Genomic DNA, 18,255 nt, shown 5'->3' on the forward strand with positions numbered 1-18,255 from the left:
AGTGCCCCGTAAAGCCAAGGGCCAGCCAAACACCGGCGAGGGCAAATTTGGAATTGCTGGCACGCAGTAGCGATGTACTTCTTACTTGTTGCGATCCCGAACAGCGGCCTGGAGGCAAAGAGCGCGTCGCGCACTCTGGTCAATCTTCGTGATCAGGACGGAGCCGACCTCGGTCGTAATTGCCACATCATAGACATTAACGTGGCGGTTCGGTCACGAAAGCGATTCTCGCCAAGCCAGCGCGTGGGCATCGGCAAGGACGTCGGTAACGCGCCCGTAACGCGTTCCGCGATCCGCGCGCAAATGCAGTTCGGGCTGTCCGCCGGCGGCAGCGAGTTCGGCAAGTCTGGCTGCAAGTGCTTCACGACTGACCGCCAAGCCTTCGACAAAGATCTTGCCGGACGCGTCGATGGCAAGCGCAATGACCTTCGGCCGGTCGTCGAGCCTGCTCGCTTCGACGCGCGGCAGGTCGACCGGCACTGCCTGATGAAACAGCGGCGCCGTGATGATGAAGATCATCAGCAGTACCAGCATCACGTCCACCAGCGGCGTGGTGTTGATTTCCGTCATTGGCTGACTGCTGCCTGTGTTGTCGAAAGAACCGAAAGCCATCGCCCTGCTCCCTCTTCAAGCGTTGCTGCTGGTTCGCGCCGTGTCCAGGTCCACCAGCTGGTCACCGGGCCAGCCCCGCCGACCGGTGGTCAGATAGGCGTGCAGGTCGTGGGCGAAGCCATCCAGGCGGGCGGGCGAGCGAGCGTCAGACGGTTGTCACGCGCGCAGGCATTGTATGCGAGCACCGCCGGGATGGCGACAAAAAGGCCGGCGGCTGTCATGATCAGGGCCTCGTCGACGGGCGCGGCAACCTTGTCGAGCACCCACTGCGTCGCCCCGGAGAGACCAACGAGGGCGTGATAGATTCCCCAGACCGTCCCGAAGAGACCAATGAAAGGTGCCGTCGACCCCACCGAGGCGAGAAAGGTCAACCCGGATTCGACGCCTGCCTGCGCTTCGACGATCTGACTGCGTAGCGCGTGGGTGACGAACCCGCTGACGCTGACCCCGGCCCCGATGCCTTGATCGGCATGGTGGCGGTGCAGGTCGGCGGCATTGGCGCCAGCGATTGCCAGACTGGCAAAAACGCCGGTACGGTCTTCGCTGCGGATCGCTTCGATCGCCGCCGGCAGGCTTGACGCTCCCCAGAAAGCAGTCGGCGCAGGCGGCTCCAGAGACTCAACCAATCTGGCTGCTGGCTGCGCTGGGGCGACCAAGGGACTCATCGCCACTGCGGCTGGTGTCGACACCGGCTGCGGTGTCGACACGGTTTTCGGCTGCGGCACCCGGACAACCGGTGAAGGCTTTTTACGTTCGATTTTATTCGGCTGCGCCTCCTCCACCCTGGGTGGCACGGTAAGAGTGTCGAGCACGCGCACGCTCAGTACTGGCAAAAATTCCGGAAGAGTACGCGGCATGAGCGATCCGAACGCCAGAAACAGGCCCATCAGGTGCAGGCCGACGACCGACAGGGCGAACAGGCTAAGCAGCCAGAACGGCTGACGACCTTCCCTCGGAAACTCGAAGTACGCGGCGGGGGAATGGACCTGGCTCGACATCGGGGTCAAGTCTGTCTCGGCGTGCATGCAAAGGCGGTCGAAAGGCCATCATTCTATGCCGCACTGCCCGGCTCCGGGTGCGTCATTCCGGCGCATGACAGGCAACAACCATGCGCACGATGCCCAGATCTGCGACAGGTATTTCGCCGGCATTGCCTGTCCGGTTCCACGGCTTCCTGCAATGCTGTCACAATGACCGTTTGACAGTTGCCGGTCAGTAGGCAATCGCCGTCTTGCGATCCGGCCAGTGCGAGGTGACTGAAACCCGTTGTCGGCATGGAACCGCCATGAATATTGCCTCCCCGATACCAGTTGATCCCACCACAGGCCATTCCCGTCCGCCTTCGTCGGCGCAGGATGTCCCCAGACACGCGCGCCTGTTCCTCGCGCTCTGGCCGGCGCATGCGGAAAACCCGGCACTCCTCGGCTATCAGCAGCAATGGTTGTGGCCGAAGGGATCATCACCCGTCCCAGCCGAGCGGCTGCATCTGACCCTGCACTTCATCGGCGCCGTAGAGCGCTCACGCCTCGAAGCCGTGAGCGCCGGGCTACAGGTGGCCATGACACCTTTCGAGCTGCATCTGACCCAGGCGGCGATCTGGCCTCGCGGTCTCGCGGTGTTGCAGGCGAGCACCGTACCCGAAGCACTGAAAGAACTGCATTGCCGCCTTGGCGAAGCGCTGCAGGCACTTGCCCTGCCGGTCGAGTCGCGTCCCTTTCGCCCGCATGTGACGCTGGCCCGACGCGCTGCCGGAAGCATCGCGCCCAGCGCCGCGCCAGCACTGCTCTGGCAGATCGACAGCTACGTGCTGGTCGAGTCCTTGCCGAACGCTGTGGGCGGCTACCTGATCCAGCGCCGTTACTCCTGAGCTGCAAGGCAGCGGAGTCGGAAAACTCGCAGCACTCGCAGCGGTACTTTCAAGGCCAGTGAAATCAGGCACAATGGCGCCCCCTTGATAAACGCTGCGGACGCTTCGCGGCAGGAAGTGCTGAAATGTCACATCGCTGTGCTGCCGCTCTGATGGTGCTGGTAACACTGCTCTGGAGCATCGCCGGAGTGGTCTCGCGCCATCTCGATGCTGCAAGCGGCTTTGAAGTTACGTTCTGGCGCAGCCTGTTCAATGCGCTGGCGCTGAGTGTCGCGCTGACGCTGTTGCGCGGACCCGGCCTGTGGCACGAGTTGGCGAACGCTGCGTGGCCAGTGTGGTTCTCTGGCCTCTGCTGGGCGGTGATGTTCACCGCTTTCATGCTGGCGATTACCCTCACCACGGTCGCCAACGTGCTGGTAACGATGGCCATCGGCCCCTTGATCACGGCCCTGTTCACCCGCATCTTCCTGCAGCACCGGCTGCCAGCCCAGACCTGGCTGGCAATCGTGGTGGCAGGCACGGGCATTGCCTGGATGTTCGGACAGGAGGCGCAAAGTGGCCTGTCGCTGACGGGAACCCTGGTCGCGCTCGCCGTGCCGCTGGCCGCCGCGCTCAACTTCACGACGCTGCAGCATGTCGGTCGTCGCCGGACCACTGCTGACGGAACAGCTCGCCAGAACATGTTGCCAGCTGTCTTGATCGGTGCCGTGCTGTCAGCCGCCTCGACTCTGCCGATGGCGTATCCCTTTCAGGCCTCGGTCCATGACCTCGGTCTGCTGGCACTGCTCGGAGTCGTGCAACTGGCAATTCCCTGTCTACTGGTGGTACGCCTGTCGCGTGAACTGCCAGCGCCGGAGATTGCCTTGCTCGGTCTGCTTGAGGTCGTCTTCGGTGTCACCTGGGCCTGGCTCGGTGCCGGAGAACAGCCGGCAGCAAGCACCCTGACCGGCGGTTCGCTGGTGCTTGGCGCGCTGGTGGCGAACGAGGTCCTGGCTTTGCTGCGGCCAATCGGGAGCTTGCCTGCGAGACCAACCGCCTGATACCTCCCCACTTTTTCCCTCACAATTCGCGCTGCGCAAGCAGATTGCGGATATGCACTCCGGCCCGGATCGCCAGGGCCTCGATGGTCAGTGATGGCGATTCGCCGCCGCTGCTCGGGAACACACTCGCGTCGACAATGAACAGATTTCGCCAACGGTGGCTACGGCAATCCTTGTCCACCACCGAATGACGCTCATCGCGCCCCATCCGGCAGGTGCTGAAAACATGCGTGGCGTTGAAGGTATCGTAAGTGCCAAATTCCTCGAAAGGCTTTGCAGTCCCGGCTGCCTGCAGGATTTCCCGGCACTTGCCAGCCATGAACACCAGGCGACGAAGCTCGGGCTCGTCAATGCGGCTATGGATGCGCGCCAGCGCCAGGCCGTGGGCATCACGAACGTGCGGGTCGAGGTCGATATAGGTGCCGTAGTTGGGTAGAAACTCGCCGACGGACGCCACCGAGAGAACCCGGCCAAAGCTGTTGCGCATGGCTGCACGATGCGCGCGCCCCCAGCCGCTGGCCACCCTGCGTTCATAGTTGATGGGTCCGGCCAAGTCCATTTCCGCCATGCCGACACTGAAGCGCACGCCGCCCGGGGTACCGGGAATGGCCTCCGGAGCGTTGAAATCCCAGCAAATGCCGTCCGACGGCACGCCGCGGTGGCTGCCCAGGACTTCCGGGTGCAACGCGCTGCTGGCCCAGGCCATGGTTTCCATGAAATTGCGGCCCACCTGACCGGACTCGTTGGCCAGACCTTGCGGTGCATGTGCATTGGCGCTGGCCAGCAGCAAGCAAGGCGTCTGCACCGCCCCGCAGGCGAGCACCCGCGCGCGCGGCCGCAGCGAGTGCTCGGTACCGTCGGCGTCGACCCAGCCGACCCTGGCGACGCGATCGCCATCCCCAGGCACGATGACCGTGACATGACATTGCGCCAGCACCGTACAGCGTCCGCTGGCCTGCGTCTGGGCGACGAAGGTGACATCTGCGCTACCCTTGTCGGCGCGCGGGCAACCGCGGGCACATTGACCGCAGTAGTTGCAGCCGGGCCGGCCCTGCCAGGGTTCGGAAAGGATTGCCAGGGGATTTGGCGACCAGCTCATGCCCAGCCTGGCACAGGCGCCGCCGATGCGCTGGCTGGCGTAGCTATGCGCGTGGGGTGGCAGTGGATAGGCCCGGCTGCGCGGACGATGGCAATCATGCCCTGGGCCGGCAACACCGATCAGGTACTCTGCCTCGACGTAGAAACGTTCCAGTTCGCCGTAGGCAATCGGCCAGTCGGCGCCGACACCGAAGCGGCTGGCCATGCGCATCGCCACCGGATGGAGGCGGTGCGCTTCTCCGACGAAATGCAGGGTGCTGCCCCCCACGCCCCGGACGTGCTGGTATTTCAATGCCCGCCGAGTGTCACCGGCAGACTGGCAGAGATTATGGTTCCACGATCGCAGTTGCGCCCACTGTGGGTTCAGGGCCTGCATCTGCGCGAAGGTGTACGCGTGGCGGTATTCCGTCCCATCCGGAAAGGCATGCTGCTCCCAGTCCGGCAGGTGCAGGCGGTTTTCAAGGCCCGGGTCATACCAGGGCCCGGACTCCAGAACCGGAACGCGTACACCGCGGCTGGCCAGAGCCCATGCGCAAGCTGCGCCACCGGCGCCAGCGCCGGCGCCGACGATGACCACATTCGCGCGCATCAGCCGCTCTTCGGCGCTGTAGCCTGATCGGGAAAACCGATCGGCTGAGGTGGTGGTCCGGCCTAGCTCAGTCCGGTCCAGGCACGGGCGTCGGCATAGGCATAGGCATGGAACAGGGCATCGTCGAAGGTCGCCTGGAAGAAAGTACGGGGTGTCGAACCTTCCGAACTGGCGGCAGCGGCCGCAACGATGTCCACCCGCCGCGCTTCCGGTAGCGCGGCAAAGGTCCTCCCCCCGGCCTCGCGGCTGCGGGCCGCCAGCCAGGCCATTGCCGCCGCAGTCAAGCGAGCGTAGGCGGGTTCGCGGGCAATCACGGCCGCCATCCGTTCGCTCACTCCGAGGCCACGGCGCCCGGAAAATCCGCCTCGGCGGGCAGCAGCGTATCAATCCATGCGCTCAGTTCAGCCGGCTTCGATGCCGGCACCGGCGGGGTCTCGCGGCGCGGCCACCAGGCAAGGAGCGACAGCAGCAGCGAAGCCCCGGTCAGCGTCAACACCTGACGTTGAGTGAAGGGCATGGCATCTCCCTTTGCCATCTTTCAGAACAGGTGTCGGTTTTTTTTTGCACCAGTGACAGAGCAATTTTCCAAGCTGTTGATACGATGATAAAAATATTTTCGGTATGAAATTTGCCTATCGTATGGGGCGTACAGTTTCATTGTCGTTTGACCCTGAAGGAAGGTTTCCATGAATACCTTAGCATTATGTAGCTCGCCCATGAGAAGATCAGCTGTCCGGGCCACCATTCTGGCCCTTGGCCTGGTGTCCGCGCAACCTGCGACGGCGGGGACTGCCGGTGGCTGGACACGCAGCTAGACCGTAACGGACAGTGTCGTCGATAACGGCGACGGCACCTGGACCTACAACTACACGGTGAACAATACCAGCAAGTATGATGGCGGTCCTGACCGTGAACCCTTTATTGTCGACTGGGAGTTGCCCTGGTTCGGTGATGCCGGCATCAAGAACATCATGTCACCGTCCGGCTGGAATTACAGCATCGAGACCATCGGCGTGGCGAACTCCAGCACCGGCTGGGAAGGCGTCGCTGCGTGGCAGACACGGGGCAACCCGTTCTTCGCAGGAGCCGGCAGCCCGTTCACGACCGTCACCGAGGTTCTGCACTGGTACAGCAATTGCTGGGTCGATTCCCGAGAGTCCGCACGTATCGCCAGCGCGGCAACTATCGTATCCTGCGAATGGTCCTTGCAGGATGCCATCATGCCGGGGGACTCGCTTCCTGGCTTCAGCTTCCTTGCAGACTTTGATGCGGTTGCCGCACCCTACCAGGCGTCGTGGGCATTCCAACCGGTTCGCACAGGCGATCCCGCCTTCCCCTTGGGCGGAATTCCGAATTCGCCCAGAGTGAGTCTGGTTCCCGAGCCGGGCGCACTTGGCCTGCTCGGTGCCGGTTTGCTCACCTTGCTGTTGGGTCGCCGCCGCCGCGGCTGAACGCAGGAGAGACAGCGCAGCTCACGCCGAGGCACGTATAGAAACGTGCTTCGGCTGGGTGCTTCCTGGCGGCTTCCTGCTGACTGCCGCCAAGCTTTGGCCAACCTCACTGCTGTCTGGCTGCGCTAACAAGCCAGCATGTGGTTCGCCAGGGACTAGGTCGAGCGCCGCCGCCGGAAAGCCAGGAGCCCGGCCAGACCTGCACAGATCAGGGTGCTGGTCAGCGGCTCGGGTACCGCCTGCGGCTCGGCGTAGATGAAGTCATCCATGACCACTGCATCATCCAGGCCAGTATAGGTACCGTCAATGCCGTGCGCGCCCGACACTATGCGCACGCGCGAGACTCTCTCGCCGGAGTCGAACGAGACGCCCAGGAATGAGAATGAACCCTGGCTGTTGCGCCCGTCCGCAGTCGGGAAAACACCTTCCACCGGGAACAATCCCAGAGACGCGCCGCTGGTGTTGAAAAACTCCAGCGACGCGCTTCCCGTGTAATCGACGTCGGCGAAGACGACGCCCATGCCGCGCACCGTCGCCGCCAGCCCCGGGCTCCCGGGCACGGAGAAGGTCACGTCGGTGATATTGCTCCCCATGCTGGCGAACATCCTTGCCGGGCTGAACGCATCGAACTCGGCGGGACCAAAGCCCACTTCGTCGGAGAACTCGGAAGCGCTCACGCGAAAACCGGTCCCCGGCGTGCTGAATGTAGCCCCGCGAATCCGGCCAGCAGGCTGAACGCCGGTGGTGCCATTGAAGAAATCCCCCGGAAATGTGTTCGGCGAACTGAACCCCAGTGTCACCGCATCCCAGTTGATCTCCCGCCTGCCTGTCGTACAGGGCCCCGGCGCACAGGCCCCAGGGGGATTGAGCACACCGCCCAGATCGCTCCGGAATGAATCGATGACCGCTTTGAAAGCGATATCTCCCGCACCGCTGGTAGTCACTATTGAGCGGGTGACCGGCACCGCTTCAGCGAGAGGCGCCATCGAGATCGCAATTCCAGCCAGCAAGATTTTTGTCTTCGTCATATACATCCCTCCGTATGCCGTTATTTTGGTTTGTTCCTGACAATCGGGATAGGAAGCACCCGACACCCCAGTATCGCCACCACCGAGGCACCGATGGTCGGATTGGGAACAAGCAAGCATATAGCATGCCAAATTTTTTATTTATATCAAATCAAATGGTTAAAAATGGATAACAAATTTCTGTCGCGCCCAGTGTAAAATTTTCCGACGTTAAAACCATACTATCGATGAGGGATATTGATCGGTTTCCCCTGTTCTCTCTCTGATCCGGTCGGCACCGGAATGGCGGTCCGTCAAAGAGAACAAATCCCAGGATTCCTGCAGTCAGGCTATCAAGTTCCATTGCGCCGTCAGTCAGTGTGAAAGTCACCCCAGCGACTCACGAATCTCCCCTCACGCGACATGCACGGGACGATACCTGCGTCGCTGACATGACTTTCATACGAATCTTGATTCAGATCATGTCTGCCCGTGCCGGTCCTGCCTTAATCTCAACTCGTTGAGCTGCGGGTGCGCTCATCCTGAGCTGATGACCACGATGCCACGGGGGGGCCGTGGCATATTCTTTTTCGCATGACAAACAAAGGAAAAAAAGTGACACCGCCTGAGAGGAGCAAGTCGGGATACAGCCGCGAGCAGATTTCCGTACTGACGATGAATACGCTGGCCTTTGCGGTGAATTTCGCCGTGTGGGTCATGTTTTCCGTCATCGGCATCAAGATCAAGGCCGAACTCAATCTCAACGAAACCGAGTTCGGCTTGCTGGTGGCCACTCCGATTCTGACCGGCTCGCTGATTCGCCTGCCTCTGGGTTTGTTGACCGACCGTTACGGCGGACGGATCATCTTTATGATTCAGATGGTCGTGGTCGCAATTCCCACCTGGCTCTTGTCCTACGCCACCGAGTACTGGCAATACCTGGTGCTGGGTCTCTTCGTTGGCATGGCCGGTGGCTCGTTCGCGGTGGGTATCGCTTACACCTCGGCATGGTTCAGCAAGGAGCGACAAGGCACGGCGATGGGCATCTTTGGCGCCGGCAACGCCGGTTCGTCGCTGACCAAGTTCATCGCCCCGATGCTGATCGCGGCTTCGGCAACCGGTTCGTGGCGGAACGTTCCCAAAGTGTACTCCATCGCCCTGCTGGTGATGGCGGTGCTGTTCTGGTTCTTCACCTACGAGGACCCGCTGCACCAGAAGGGCGTGCAGAAGGACCAGCGTCGCCCCACACTCGGTGAGCAGCTCATGCCCTTGCTCGACCTGCGGGTCTGGCGTTTTGGACTGGCCTACTACTTCGTTTTCGGCGCCTTTGTAGCACTGGCGCTGTGGCTGCCCAAATACTACGTCGGCGAGTATGGACTGCCGCTGGCGACGGCCGCATTCCTGACAATCCTGTTCGACCTGCCTTCCGGGGCAATCCGCGCCCTCGGCGGTTGGGCTTCGGACAAGGTGGGGGGAAACCAAGTCACCTGGTGGGTGCTCTGGATCAGTCTGGCATCCCTGGTCATTCTCAGCTATCCCCCAACGACCATGGTCATTCACGGCATCAAGGGCGATGTCGCTTTCAGTATCGAAGTGGGGGTGGTGCTGTTCACCGTCCTGATCTTCATCCTGGGTCTGGCCCAGGGCTTCGGAAAAGCCAGCGTGTACCGCAGCCTGGCCGACCATTATCCGACGAGCATGGGCGTGGTCGGGGGCATCGTCGGCGTCATCGGGGGTCTGGGCGGTTTCACCCTGCCGATCATGTTCGGTGTCGCCGCCGACGTGGTCGGGGTGCGCAGCAGTTGCTTCATGCTCCTGGTCGGCGTCGTGGTGGTCACCATGGTCTGGATCTGGCGAGCGGAAAGCAGCGAAAGAGAAGAGATCCTCTTCCGGCACGCCGCAGCGCGCGCCGAATTGGAGAACGCGGAGCTGTTGGAACATGCGCGCCGACGGCGGCATCTCCTGGTCGACTGGCGCCCCGACGACGAAACTTTCTGGGCGGCAAGTGGCCGGCGCATCGCCAATCGCAATCTCTTGTTTTCCATGCCCGCCCTGCTGCTGGCATTCGCGGTGTGGGTCGTGTGGAGCGTGATCGTCGTCGAACTGCCGCATATCGGCTACCAGTTCAGCACCAACCAGTTGTTCTGGCTGGCGGCGCTGCCGGGGTTGTCGGGTGCCTTCTTTCGCGTGCTCTATTCATTCGTGGTACCGATTTTCGGGGGACGCAACTGGACGGTTTACAGCACCGCCTTGCTGATCCTGCCGACCCTCTGGATCGGCTACGCGGTACAGGATCCCGGCACCAACTACGCGGTCTTTGCGGTGATTGCCCTGCTCTGCGGTCTGGGAGCAGGCAATTTCTCGTCGAGCATGGCCAACATCAGCTTCTTCTACCCGAAACGCCTCCAAGGCACGGCGCTCGGACTGAATGCAGGCATCGGCAACCTGGGCGTCGGACTGGCGCAACTGATCGCACCAATCGCGGTCTACGGGGGCGCATTGCTGATCCTTGGCGGCAACGCCCAGACGCACGTAGACCAGGGCGTCACAACCCCGATCTGGGTCCAGAATGCCGGCTTCATCTGGGTGCCGTTCATTGTCCTCAGCACCCTCGCTGCCTGGTTCGGCATGGACAATATCGCCAGCGTGCGCGCCGGCTTCGCCGATCAGGTCGCGATCTTCAGGCACAAGCATCAATGGCTGATGAGCTGGCTCTATACCGGCACCTTCGGCTCGTTCATCGGCCTCGCTGCTGGTTTCCCGATGCTGGTCAATACCCAGTTCCCGGCGTCCGATGCCTTCAAGCTGGCCTTCATCGGCCCGGTTCTGGCAGCGCTCGTTCGCCCCATCGGCGGTTGGCTTGCCGATCGCATAGGCGGAGCCTGGATCACCGTATGGTGCTTCGTCGTCATGGCCATGGCCCCGCTGGCGGCGGTCGGCTTCTTGCCCGGCGCAAGTGGCGAAGGCAACGTGCAAGGCTTTGTACTGATGTTCCTGGTCCTGTTCGTCGCCGCCGGCATCGGCAATGGCACGACCATCCGGATGATCCCGGTCATCTTCCGCACCTTGCGCGAACGGAAGGTGATTGACCGCAATAATCAGGCCGCGCTCGAACAGGCGCAGCGCGAGGGCAGTACCGAGGGCGCCGCAGCGGTCGGTTTCAGTTCGGCGGTGGCGGCGTTCGGCGGCTTCTTCATTCCAATCGCGTGCGGCACTTCGATCAAACTGATGGGTGGTCCGCAAGGGGCGCTGATTTTCTTCAGCCTGTTCTACGTGAGCTGCGTCGCGCTTACCTGGTGGTGGTACGCGCGCCAGGACGCGGAGGTCGCATGTTAGCTCAACGAGCGAGAGTGTCGTCAGCACAGACCTGGCGGCAAAATGGCCTCCCGTTTCTCTTGACTCACATCAAGGAGCGACCTCACTTCGCACAGTACCTTTTCTCCCGATACAGCGCCGCCTGATTCGTGCCGCACGACAGTCAACGGACCGGTAAGACTGCACACTCCCCCCTCATTAAAATCGGAGCCTTTATGCAAAGCACCCACCCCTCCGCGCCCGCGCGCACGAGTTCGGTCGACGTCATCGACTGGCAACCCGAGGACGACGCATTCTGGGAGAGCACCGGCAAGAAAATCGCCTACCGAAATCTCTGGATTTCGGTGCCGGCACTGCTCTGTGGCTTCGCCGTCTGGGGCATGTGGGGCATCATCACCGTGCAGATGCTCAACCTCGGGTTCCCGTTCACCCAGGCCGAGCTGTTCACGCTGACCGCGATCGCGGGCATTGCCGGTGCGACGATGCGCATCCCGGCGTCGTTCCTGATCCGCCTGGCCGGCGGGCGCAACACCATCTTCCTGACCACGGCGATGCTCCTGTCGCCGGCGATCGGCACCGGCATCGCCCTGCAGCACAAGGATTGGCCGCTGTGGGCGTTTCAGCTGATGGCTCTGTGGTCGGGCGTCGGCGGTGGCAACTTCGCAAGTTCGATGTCGAACATCAGTACCTTTTTCCCGAAGCGGCTGCAGGGTACCGCTCTGGGCCTCAACGCCGGGCTGGGCAACTTCGGGGTGACGACGATGCAGATCGTCATTCCCCTGGCGATGACCGTTGGCCTGTTCGGCACCTTCGCCGGCGAGCCGATGACGCTGCTCAAGGACAGCGGCTGGATCTTCGGCAAGATCGTTGCCGGTACGCCGACCTGGATCCAGAACGCCGGCTTCGCCTGGGTGCTCTCGCTCGTCCCCTTGTCGGTGCTGTGCTGGTTCGGCATGAACAACCTGAAGACGGTTTCGCCAGACACCGGTACTCCGATCGCCGCATTCGCCAAGATCATCTACCTGTACTCGCTGGCCTTCGTGCCGGCCATCGCCATCCTGTACCTGTACCTGCCCGCGCCGACCGGCCTGGGTCTGATCAACATGTGGGTGGCCGTTCCGCTCGACGTGATCAGCGCCCTGCTGGTGATGCGGCTCGCGGCCTTTGGCACGATGAAGGAGAACGTCGCCAGGCAGTTCGCGATCTTCAGCGACAAACACACCTGGTCGATGACCCTCTTGTATATCGTGACTTTCGGTTCATTCATCGGTTTCTCGATGGCACTGCCGCTGTCGATCACGGTGATCTTCGGCATCAGCCACGTCCCCGATGCCAATGGCGTGCTGCAGCACACCTTGAAGAATCCGAACGCACCCTCGGCCTTCACCTATGCCTGGATCGGACCCTTCGTCGGTGCTGCGATCCGGCCGGTCGGCGGCTGGATTTCCGACAAGCTGGGCGGCTCGATCGTCACCCAGGTCATCTCCGCGGTCATGGTCTTCGCTTCGATCGCAGTCGGCTACGTGATGATGCAGGCCTACGCCTCGGCCACGCCTGAACAGTATTTCCCAGCTTTTCTCGGCCTGTTCATCGTGCTCTTCGCCGCCAGCGGCATCGGCAATGGCTCGACTTTCCGCACCATCGGAGTGATCTTCGACCGCCAGCAGGCCGGCCCCGTCCTTGGCTGGACCTCGGCCATCGCCGCCTATGGCGCTTTCATCGCGCCGGTGGTGATCGGCCAGCAAATCAAGGCCGGTACGCCAGAGATTGCCATGTACGGTTTTGCTGCTTTTTACGCCTTGTGTCTGGTGCTCAACTGGTGGTTCTACCTGCGTGCGAATGCGTACGTAAAGAATCCCTGACCGCCCAGAGACCCCCCGCCCAAGTTCCCGAGGAATCCGCATGAGCCACTTTCTAGATCGACTGAGCTACTTTTCCGCACCGAAAGAAGCCTTTTCCAATGACCATGGCAGGGTCACCGGCGAGGACCGCACCTGGGAAGATGCCTACCGCAATCGCTGGGCGCACGACAAGATCGTACGCTCGACGCACGGCGTCAATTGCACGGGCTCGTGCTCGTGGAAGATCTACGTCAAGGGCGGCATCGTCACCTGGGAAACCCAGCAGACCGACTATCCGCGCACACGCTGGGACATGCCCAACCACGAGCCACGCGGCTGCGCGCGCGGTGCAAGCTATAGCTGGTACCTGTACAGTGCCAATCGCGTCAAACACCCGATGGTCCGCGGGCGCCTGCTCAAGAGCTGGCGCGCAGCGCGCCTGGCACATGATCCCGTGACAGCCTGGGCGTCGATCGTCGAATCCGACGACAAGCGCCGTGACTACCAGAGCGTGCGTGGTCTCGGCGGCTTCGTCCGTGCGAGCTGGGACGAGGTCAACGAAATCGTTGCCGCAGCCAACGTCTACACGATCAAGAAATACGGTCCCGACCGGGTGATCGGCTTCTCGCCGATTCCCGCCATGTCGATGGTCAGCTACGCCGCTGGCAGCCGCTATCTGAGCCTGATCGGCGGGGTCTGCATGAGCTTCTACGACTGGTACTGCGACCTGCCGCCGTCCAGCCCACAGATCTGGGGCGAACAGACCGACGTTCCCGAGTCCGCCGACTGGTACAACTCCACCTTCATCATCGCCTGGGGTTCGAACGTGCCGCAGACACGCACACCCGACGCCCACTTCTTCACCGAAGTGCGCTACAAGGGCGCCAAGACCGTTGCCGTCACGCCCGACTATTCCGAGGTCGCCAAGCTGGCCGATCTGTGGATGCACCCCAAACAGGGCACCGACGCCGCGGTGGCGATGGCGATGGGACATGTGATCCTGAAGGAATTCTATTTCGACAAGCGCAGCGAGTACTTCGACGACTACGCCCGCCGCTATACCGACCTGCCACTGCTGGTGATGCTCAAGGAGCATCCCGGCGCCGGTGGCGAGTCACTGCTGGTGCCGGATCGGTACGTGCGCGCCTCCGATTTCGACGGCAAATTCAGCCAGGACAACAATCCCGAGTGGAAAACCGTGGCCATCGACGAAACCGGCAAGGTGGTCTTGCCAAACGGTTCAATCGGTTTCCGCTGGGGCGCCGAAGGACGTGCCGACCAAGGCAAGTGGAACCTCGAAGCCCGCGAGGCCGTCACCGCCAGCAAGGTCAGACTCAAGCTATCGCTGCTCGAAGGAGCCGCATCGGCACCGCAGACGGCGCGGGTCGGTTTCCCGTATTTCGGCGGCATCGAGAGCGAACACTTCCCCAACAATGCGCAAAGCGACGTGCTGGTGCGTACGGTGCCGGTACAGCGCCTGACGCTGGCTGGAGATGCGGGCCCGCGCGAAGTGCTGGTGGCGACGGTATTCGACCTGCAGGTCGCCCACTATGGCGTTGCGCGTGGCCTGCCCGGCGAGCAGGCGGCTTCGAGCTTCGATGACAACACGCCCTACACGCCGGCATGGCAGGAGAGCATCACCGGCGTGCCGCGCGAGCAGGTCATCACCGTCGCCCGCCAGTTCGCGGACAACGCCGACAAGACGCACGGCAAGTCGATGGTAATCATCGGCGCGGCGATGAACCACTGGTACCACAGCGACATGAACTACCGCGGGGTCATCAACATGCTGATGATGTGTGGCTGCATCGGCCAGAGCGGTGGCGGCTGGGCGCACTACGTCGGCCAGGAGAAACTCAGGCCGCAGACCGGCTGGACGGCGCTCGCCTTCGCGCTCGACTGGATTCGTCCGCCCCGCCAGATGAACTCCACCAGCTTCTTCTACGCCCATACCGATCAGTGGCGTTACGAAAAGCTCGACCTCGCAGAAGTGCTCTCGCCCCTGGCCGACAGGACCCGCTACGCCGGCAGCATGATCGACTACAACGTGCGTGCCGAGCGGATGGGCTGGCTGCCTTCGGCGCCGCAACTGCAGACGCATCCCATGCAGGTGGTCCGCGATGCGCAGGCGGCCGGCATGGAAGCCAGGGACTATGTCGCCAGGTCGCTCAAGGATGGCTCGCTGAAAATGAGCTGCAGCGATCCCGATCACCCCAGCAACTGGCCACGCAATCTCTTCGTCTGGCGCTCGAACCTGCTCGGCTCGTCGGGCAAGGGGCACGAATACTTCCTCAAGCACCTGCTCGGGACCAGCAACGGCGTACAGGGCAAGGATCTTGGCGCTGAAATTAATGACCCCCAGGCGCGGCCCGGCGCCGGCCGGAGCACCAAGCCGAGCGAAGTCGTCTGGCACGAGAAAGGGCCGGAAGGCAAGCTCGACCTCCTGGTGACGCTCGATTTTCGCATGAGCACCACCTGCCTCTACTCGGACATCGTTCTGCCGACAGCCACCTGGTACGAGAAGAACGACCTCAACACCAGCGACATGCACCCCTTCATCCATCCGCTGTCGGCGGCGGTCGACCCGGCCTGGCAGTCGCGCAGCGACTGGGAAATCTACAAGGGCTTCGCCAGGAAGTTCAGTGAAGTGTGCGTCGGCCACCTCGGGGTCGAACGCGAAGTCGTGCTCACCCCGATGATGCACGATACCGCCGGCGAGCTGGCGCAGCCGCTGGATGTCAAGGACTGGAAACGCGGCGAGGTCGAACTGATTCCCGGCAGGACCGCGCCGCAGGTGCAGGTGGTCGAACGCGACTATCCGAATGTCTTCAAACGCTTTACCGCCCTCGGTCCACTGATGGGCAAGCTCGGCAATGGCGGCAAGGGAATCGGCTGGAACACGCAGGACGAGGTCAAGCAACTCGGCGAACTCAGCGGCCTGGTTCAGTCCGCAGGCGTTTCCTGCGGCATGCCGAACATCGACACGGATATCGACGCCTGCGAAGTGATTCTGCAGCTCGCACCGGAAACCAACGGTCATGTGGCGGTCAAGGCCTGGAAGGCGCTCAGCAAGCAGACCGGACTCGATCATACGCATCTCGCACTGTACCGCGAGGACGAGAAGATTCGCTATCGCGACGTTCAGGCGCAACCGCGCAAGATCATCAGCTCGCCGACCTGGAGTGGTATCGAGAGCGAGACGGTTTCGTACAACTCCGGCTATACCAACGTGCACGAGCTGATCCCCTGGCGCACGCTGACCGGGCGCCAGCAGTTCTACCTCGATCACCCCTGGATGATCGCTTTCGGTGAAGGTTTCTCGAGCTATCGCCCGCCGGTCGATCTGAAGACCACCGCCGGCATTCATGGCCGCCGGCGCAATGGCAACCCGGAGATTCTGCTCAACTTCATTACACCGCACCAGAAGTGGGGAATTCACTCGACCTACACCGACAATCTGATGATGCTGACGCTCAGCCGTGGCGGGCCGATCATCTGGTTGAGCGAGGACGACGCCCGCACGGCCGGCATCGTCGATAACGACTGGGTCGAGCTCTTCAACGTCAATGGCGCCATCGCCGCGCGGGCGGTGGTCAGTCAGCGGGTCAACCCGGGCATGGTGCTGATGTACCACGCCCAAGAAAAGATCGTGAACACCCCCGGTGCCGAGATCACCGGCGTCCGTGGCGGCATTCACAACTCGGTGACGCGCATCGTACTCAAACCGACACACATGATCGGCGGTTACGCGCAGTTCTCGTATGGCTTCAACTATTACGGGACCATCGGCACCAACCGTGACGAGTTCGTCGTGGTGCGCAAGATGAACAAGGTCGACTGGCTCGACACGCCAGTTGGCAGCGAACGTATCGCGCTCGTACAGGCACAAGGAGAAAACGCATGAAAGTCCGCGCACAGATCGGCATGGTGCTCAACCTCGACAAGTGCATCGGTTGTCACACCTGTTCTGTCACCTGCAAGAATGTCTGGACCAGTCGCCCGGGAATGGAGTACGCCTGGTTCAACAACGTCGAAACCAAGCCCGGCATCGGCTACCCCAAGGAATGGGAAAACCAGGACAAGTGGAACGGCGGCTGGACGCGCAAGGCGAATGGCTCGATCGAACCGCGCCAGGGCGGCAAGTGGAAGCTCTTGATGAAGATCTTCGCCAATCCCAACCTGCCGGAGATCGACGACTACTACGAACCCTTCACCTTCGACTACGACCACCTGCAAAGCGCACCTGAGATGAAGGCCAGCCCGACGGCACGGCCGCGCAGCCTGATCACCGGCATGCAGATGGACAAGATCGTCTGGGGACCGAACTGGGAAGAAATTCTGGGCGGCGAGTTCAGCAAGCGCAGTGCCGACAAGAACTTCGACGGTTTCGAGGCCGCGCAGAAAGCGATGGTGGGCGAGTTCGAGAACACCTTCATGATGTATCTGCCGCGGCTTTGCGAGCACTGCCTGAACCCGGCGTGTGTGGCGAGTTGCCCATCGGGTTCGATCTACAAGCGCGAGGAAGACGGCATCGTCCTGATCGACCAGGACAAGTGCCGCGGCTGGCGCATGTGCGTCAGCGGCTGCCCCTACAAGAAGATTTACTACAACTGGAAGAGTGGCAAGGCCGAGAAGTGCATTTTCTGCTACCCCCGTATCGAATCTGGACAACCGACGGTCTGTTCGGAGACCTGCGTCGGCCGCATCCGCTATCTGGGCGTCCTGCTGTATGACGCCGACCGGATCGAGGAAGCCGCAGCAGTCGAACACGATCGCAACCTCTACCCGGCGCAGCTGCAGGTCTTCCTCGACCCGAACGATCCCCATGTCATCGAGCAGGCGCACCGCGACGGCATTCCTGATGCCTGGATGGACGCCGCGCGCAAGAGTCCAGTCTACAAGATGGCCATTGACTGGAAGGTCGCCCTGCCGCTGCATCCCGAATACCGCACGCTACCGATGGTTTGGTACGTGCCGCCGCTGTCGCCAATCACTGCTGCCGCCAACGCCGGCCAATTGGGGAGCAACGGCGAGATTCCCGACGTCAAGCAACTGCGCATCCCGGTCAAATATCTGGCCAACCTGCTAACCGCCGGTGATACCACGCCAGTGGTGCGGGCGCTCGAACGGATGCTGGCAATGCGTGCGTATCAGCGCGCAAAGCATGTCGAAGGCCGCACCGACCTCGACGTTCTCAAACAGGTGCAGATGACCCAGGCCGAAGTCGAAGAGATGTATCACGTGATGGGCATCGCCAACTACGAAGACCGTTTCGTGATCCCGACCAGTCACCGCGAGTATGCCGAGAACACCTTCAACGTGCGCGGTGGCTGTGGCTTCTCGTTCGGCAACGGCTGCTCCGAAGGAATCGGTGAAACGAGCCTGTTCGGGAGCGAGAAGAAGCGAACGATTCCCATCAAGGCGGAGGTCTGAGC

General features: G+C 62.2%; 13 protein-coding genes. 7 read left to right on the forward strand and 6 right to left on the reverse strand.

What is annotated here, in order from left to right; translation table 11 throughout:
• Window positions 1-213: 213 nt before the first annotated feature.
• Together AW06_RS15660 and AW06_RS21490 are read right to left on the reverse strand one after the other, a co-directional pair.
• Complete coding sequence (locus AW06_RS15660) at window positions 214-570, reverse strand: biopolymer transporter ExbD (protein WP_273704784.1); 357 nt, start codon at window positions 568-570, stop codon at window positions 214-216.
• Window positions 571-701: 131 nt separating this feature from the next.
• A complete protein-coding gene (locus AW06_RS21490) occupies window positions 702-1,610 on the reverse strand; it encodes a MotA/TolQ/ExbB proton channel family protein (protein WP_337958797.1) in 909 nt (302 codons plus the stop codon).
• A gap of 287 nt (window positions 1,611-1,897) precedes the next feature.
• On the opposite strand from AW06_RS21490, the gene thpR reads away from it, so the two are divergent.
• Window positions 1,898-2,479, forward strand: a complete 582-nt coding sequence (thpR, locus tag AW06_RS15670; RefSeq protein WP_273704785.1) for an RNA 2',3'-cyclic phosphodiesterase — start codon at window positions 1,898-1,900, stop codon at window positions 2,477-2,479.
• Window positions 2,480-2,604: 125 nt separating this feature from the next.
• Window positions 2,605-3,519: a DMT family transporter gene (locus tag AW06_RS15675; RefSeq protein ID WP_034951833.1), complete on the forward strand. Its 915-nt coding sequence runs from the start codon at window positions 2,605-2,607 to the stop codon at window positions 3,517-3,519.
• 19 nt (window positions 3,520-3,538) lie between these two features.
• Here the strand turns inward: AW06_RS15675 and AW06_RS15680 are convergent, their stop codons facing one another.
• The 3 genes from AW06_RS15680 to AW06_RS15690 form a co-directional block, all read right to left on the reverse strand.
• Window positions 3,539-5,206: a GMC family oxidoreductase gene (locus AW06_RS15680; RefSeq protein WP_034951836.1), complete on the reverse strand. Its 1,668-nt coding sequence runs from the start codon at window positions 5,204-5,206 to the stop codon at window positions 3,539-3,541.
• A gap of 62 nt (window positions 5,207-5,268) precedes the next feature.
• Entirely contained in the window at window positions 5,269-5,529 is a 261-nt protein-coding gene (locus AW06_RS15685) for a gluconate 2-dehydrogenase subunit 3 family protein (protein WP_034951837.1), read from the reverse strand.
• Window positions 5,530-5,537: 8 nt separating this feature from the next.
• Window positions 5,538-5,723: a hypothetical protein gene (locus AW06_RS15690; protein ID WP_034951839.1), complete on the reverse strand. Its 186-nt coding sequence runs from the start codon at window positions 5,721-5,723 to the stop codon at window positions 5,538-5,540.
• Between the two features lie 355 nt (window positions 5,724-6,078).
• On the opposite strand from AW06_RS15690, the gene AW06_RS15695 reads away from it, so the two are divergent.
• Window positions 6,079-6,657, forward strand: a complete 579-nt coding sequence (locus tag AW06_RS15695; RefSeq protein WP_034951843.1) for a PEP-CTERM sorting domain-containing protein — start codon at window positions 6,079-6,081, stop codon at window positions 6,655-6,657.
• Between the two features lie 155 nt (window positions 6,658-6,812).
• Here AW06_RS15695 and AW06_RS15700 read toward each other — a convergent pair whose 3' ends face one another.
• The gene (locus tag AW06_RS15700; RefSeq protein WP_273704786.1) at window positions 6,813-7,685 is read right to left on the reverse strand and encodes a PEP-CTERM sorting domain-containing protein; all 873 of its coding nucleotides are present in this window, start codon (window positions 7,683-7,685) and stop codon (window positions 6,813-6,815) included.
• Between the two features lie 654 nt (window positions 7,686-8,339).
• Between AW06_RS15700 and AW06_RS15705 the strand changes: the two genes are divergently transcribed.
• The 4 genes from AW06_RS15705 to narH all read left to right on the forward strand — a co-directional run bounded on the left by AW06_RS15705 (window position 8,340) and on the right by narH (window position 18,253).
• Window positions 8,340-11,000 (forward strand): MFS transporter, encoded by a 2,661-nt coding sequence (locus AW06_RS15705; protein ID WP_273704789.1) that lies wholly within the window; start codon window positions 8,340-8,342, stop codon window positions 10,998-11,000.
• A 194-nt stretch (window positions 11,001-11,194) separates the two neighbouring features.
• On the forward strand, window positions 11,195-12,841 hold the full coding sequence (locus AW06_RS15710; RefSeq protein ID WP_034951848.1) for an MFS transporter: 1,647 nt from the start codon (window positions 11,195-11,197) through the stop codon (window positions 12,839-12,841).
• A 40-nt stretch (window positions 12,842-12,881) separates the two neighbouring features.
• Window positions 12,882-16,724, forward strand: coding sequence for a nitrate reductase subunit alpha (locus AW06_RS15715; RefSeq protein ID WP_034951850.1), 3,843 nt, complete (start codon window positions 12,882-12,884; stop codon window positions 16,722-16,724).
• Window positions 16,721-18,253, forward strand: a complete 1,533-nt coding sequence (gene narH / locus AW06_RS15720) for a nitrate reductase subunit beta (protein ID WP_034951853.1) — start codon at window positions 16,721-16,723, stop codon at window positions 18,251-18,253. The genes AW06_RS15715 and narH overlap by 4 nt, the downstream gene beginning before the upstream one ends.
• The last annotated feature ends 2 nt before the right edge of the window (window positions 18,254-18,255 follow it).

It is taken from the genome of Candidatus Accumulibacter cognatus (genome assembly GCF_000584975.1).
GTDB lineage: Bacteria > Pseudomonadota > Gammaproteobacteria > Burkholderiales > Rhodocyclaceae > Accumulibacter > Accumulibacter cognatus.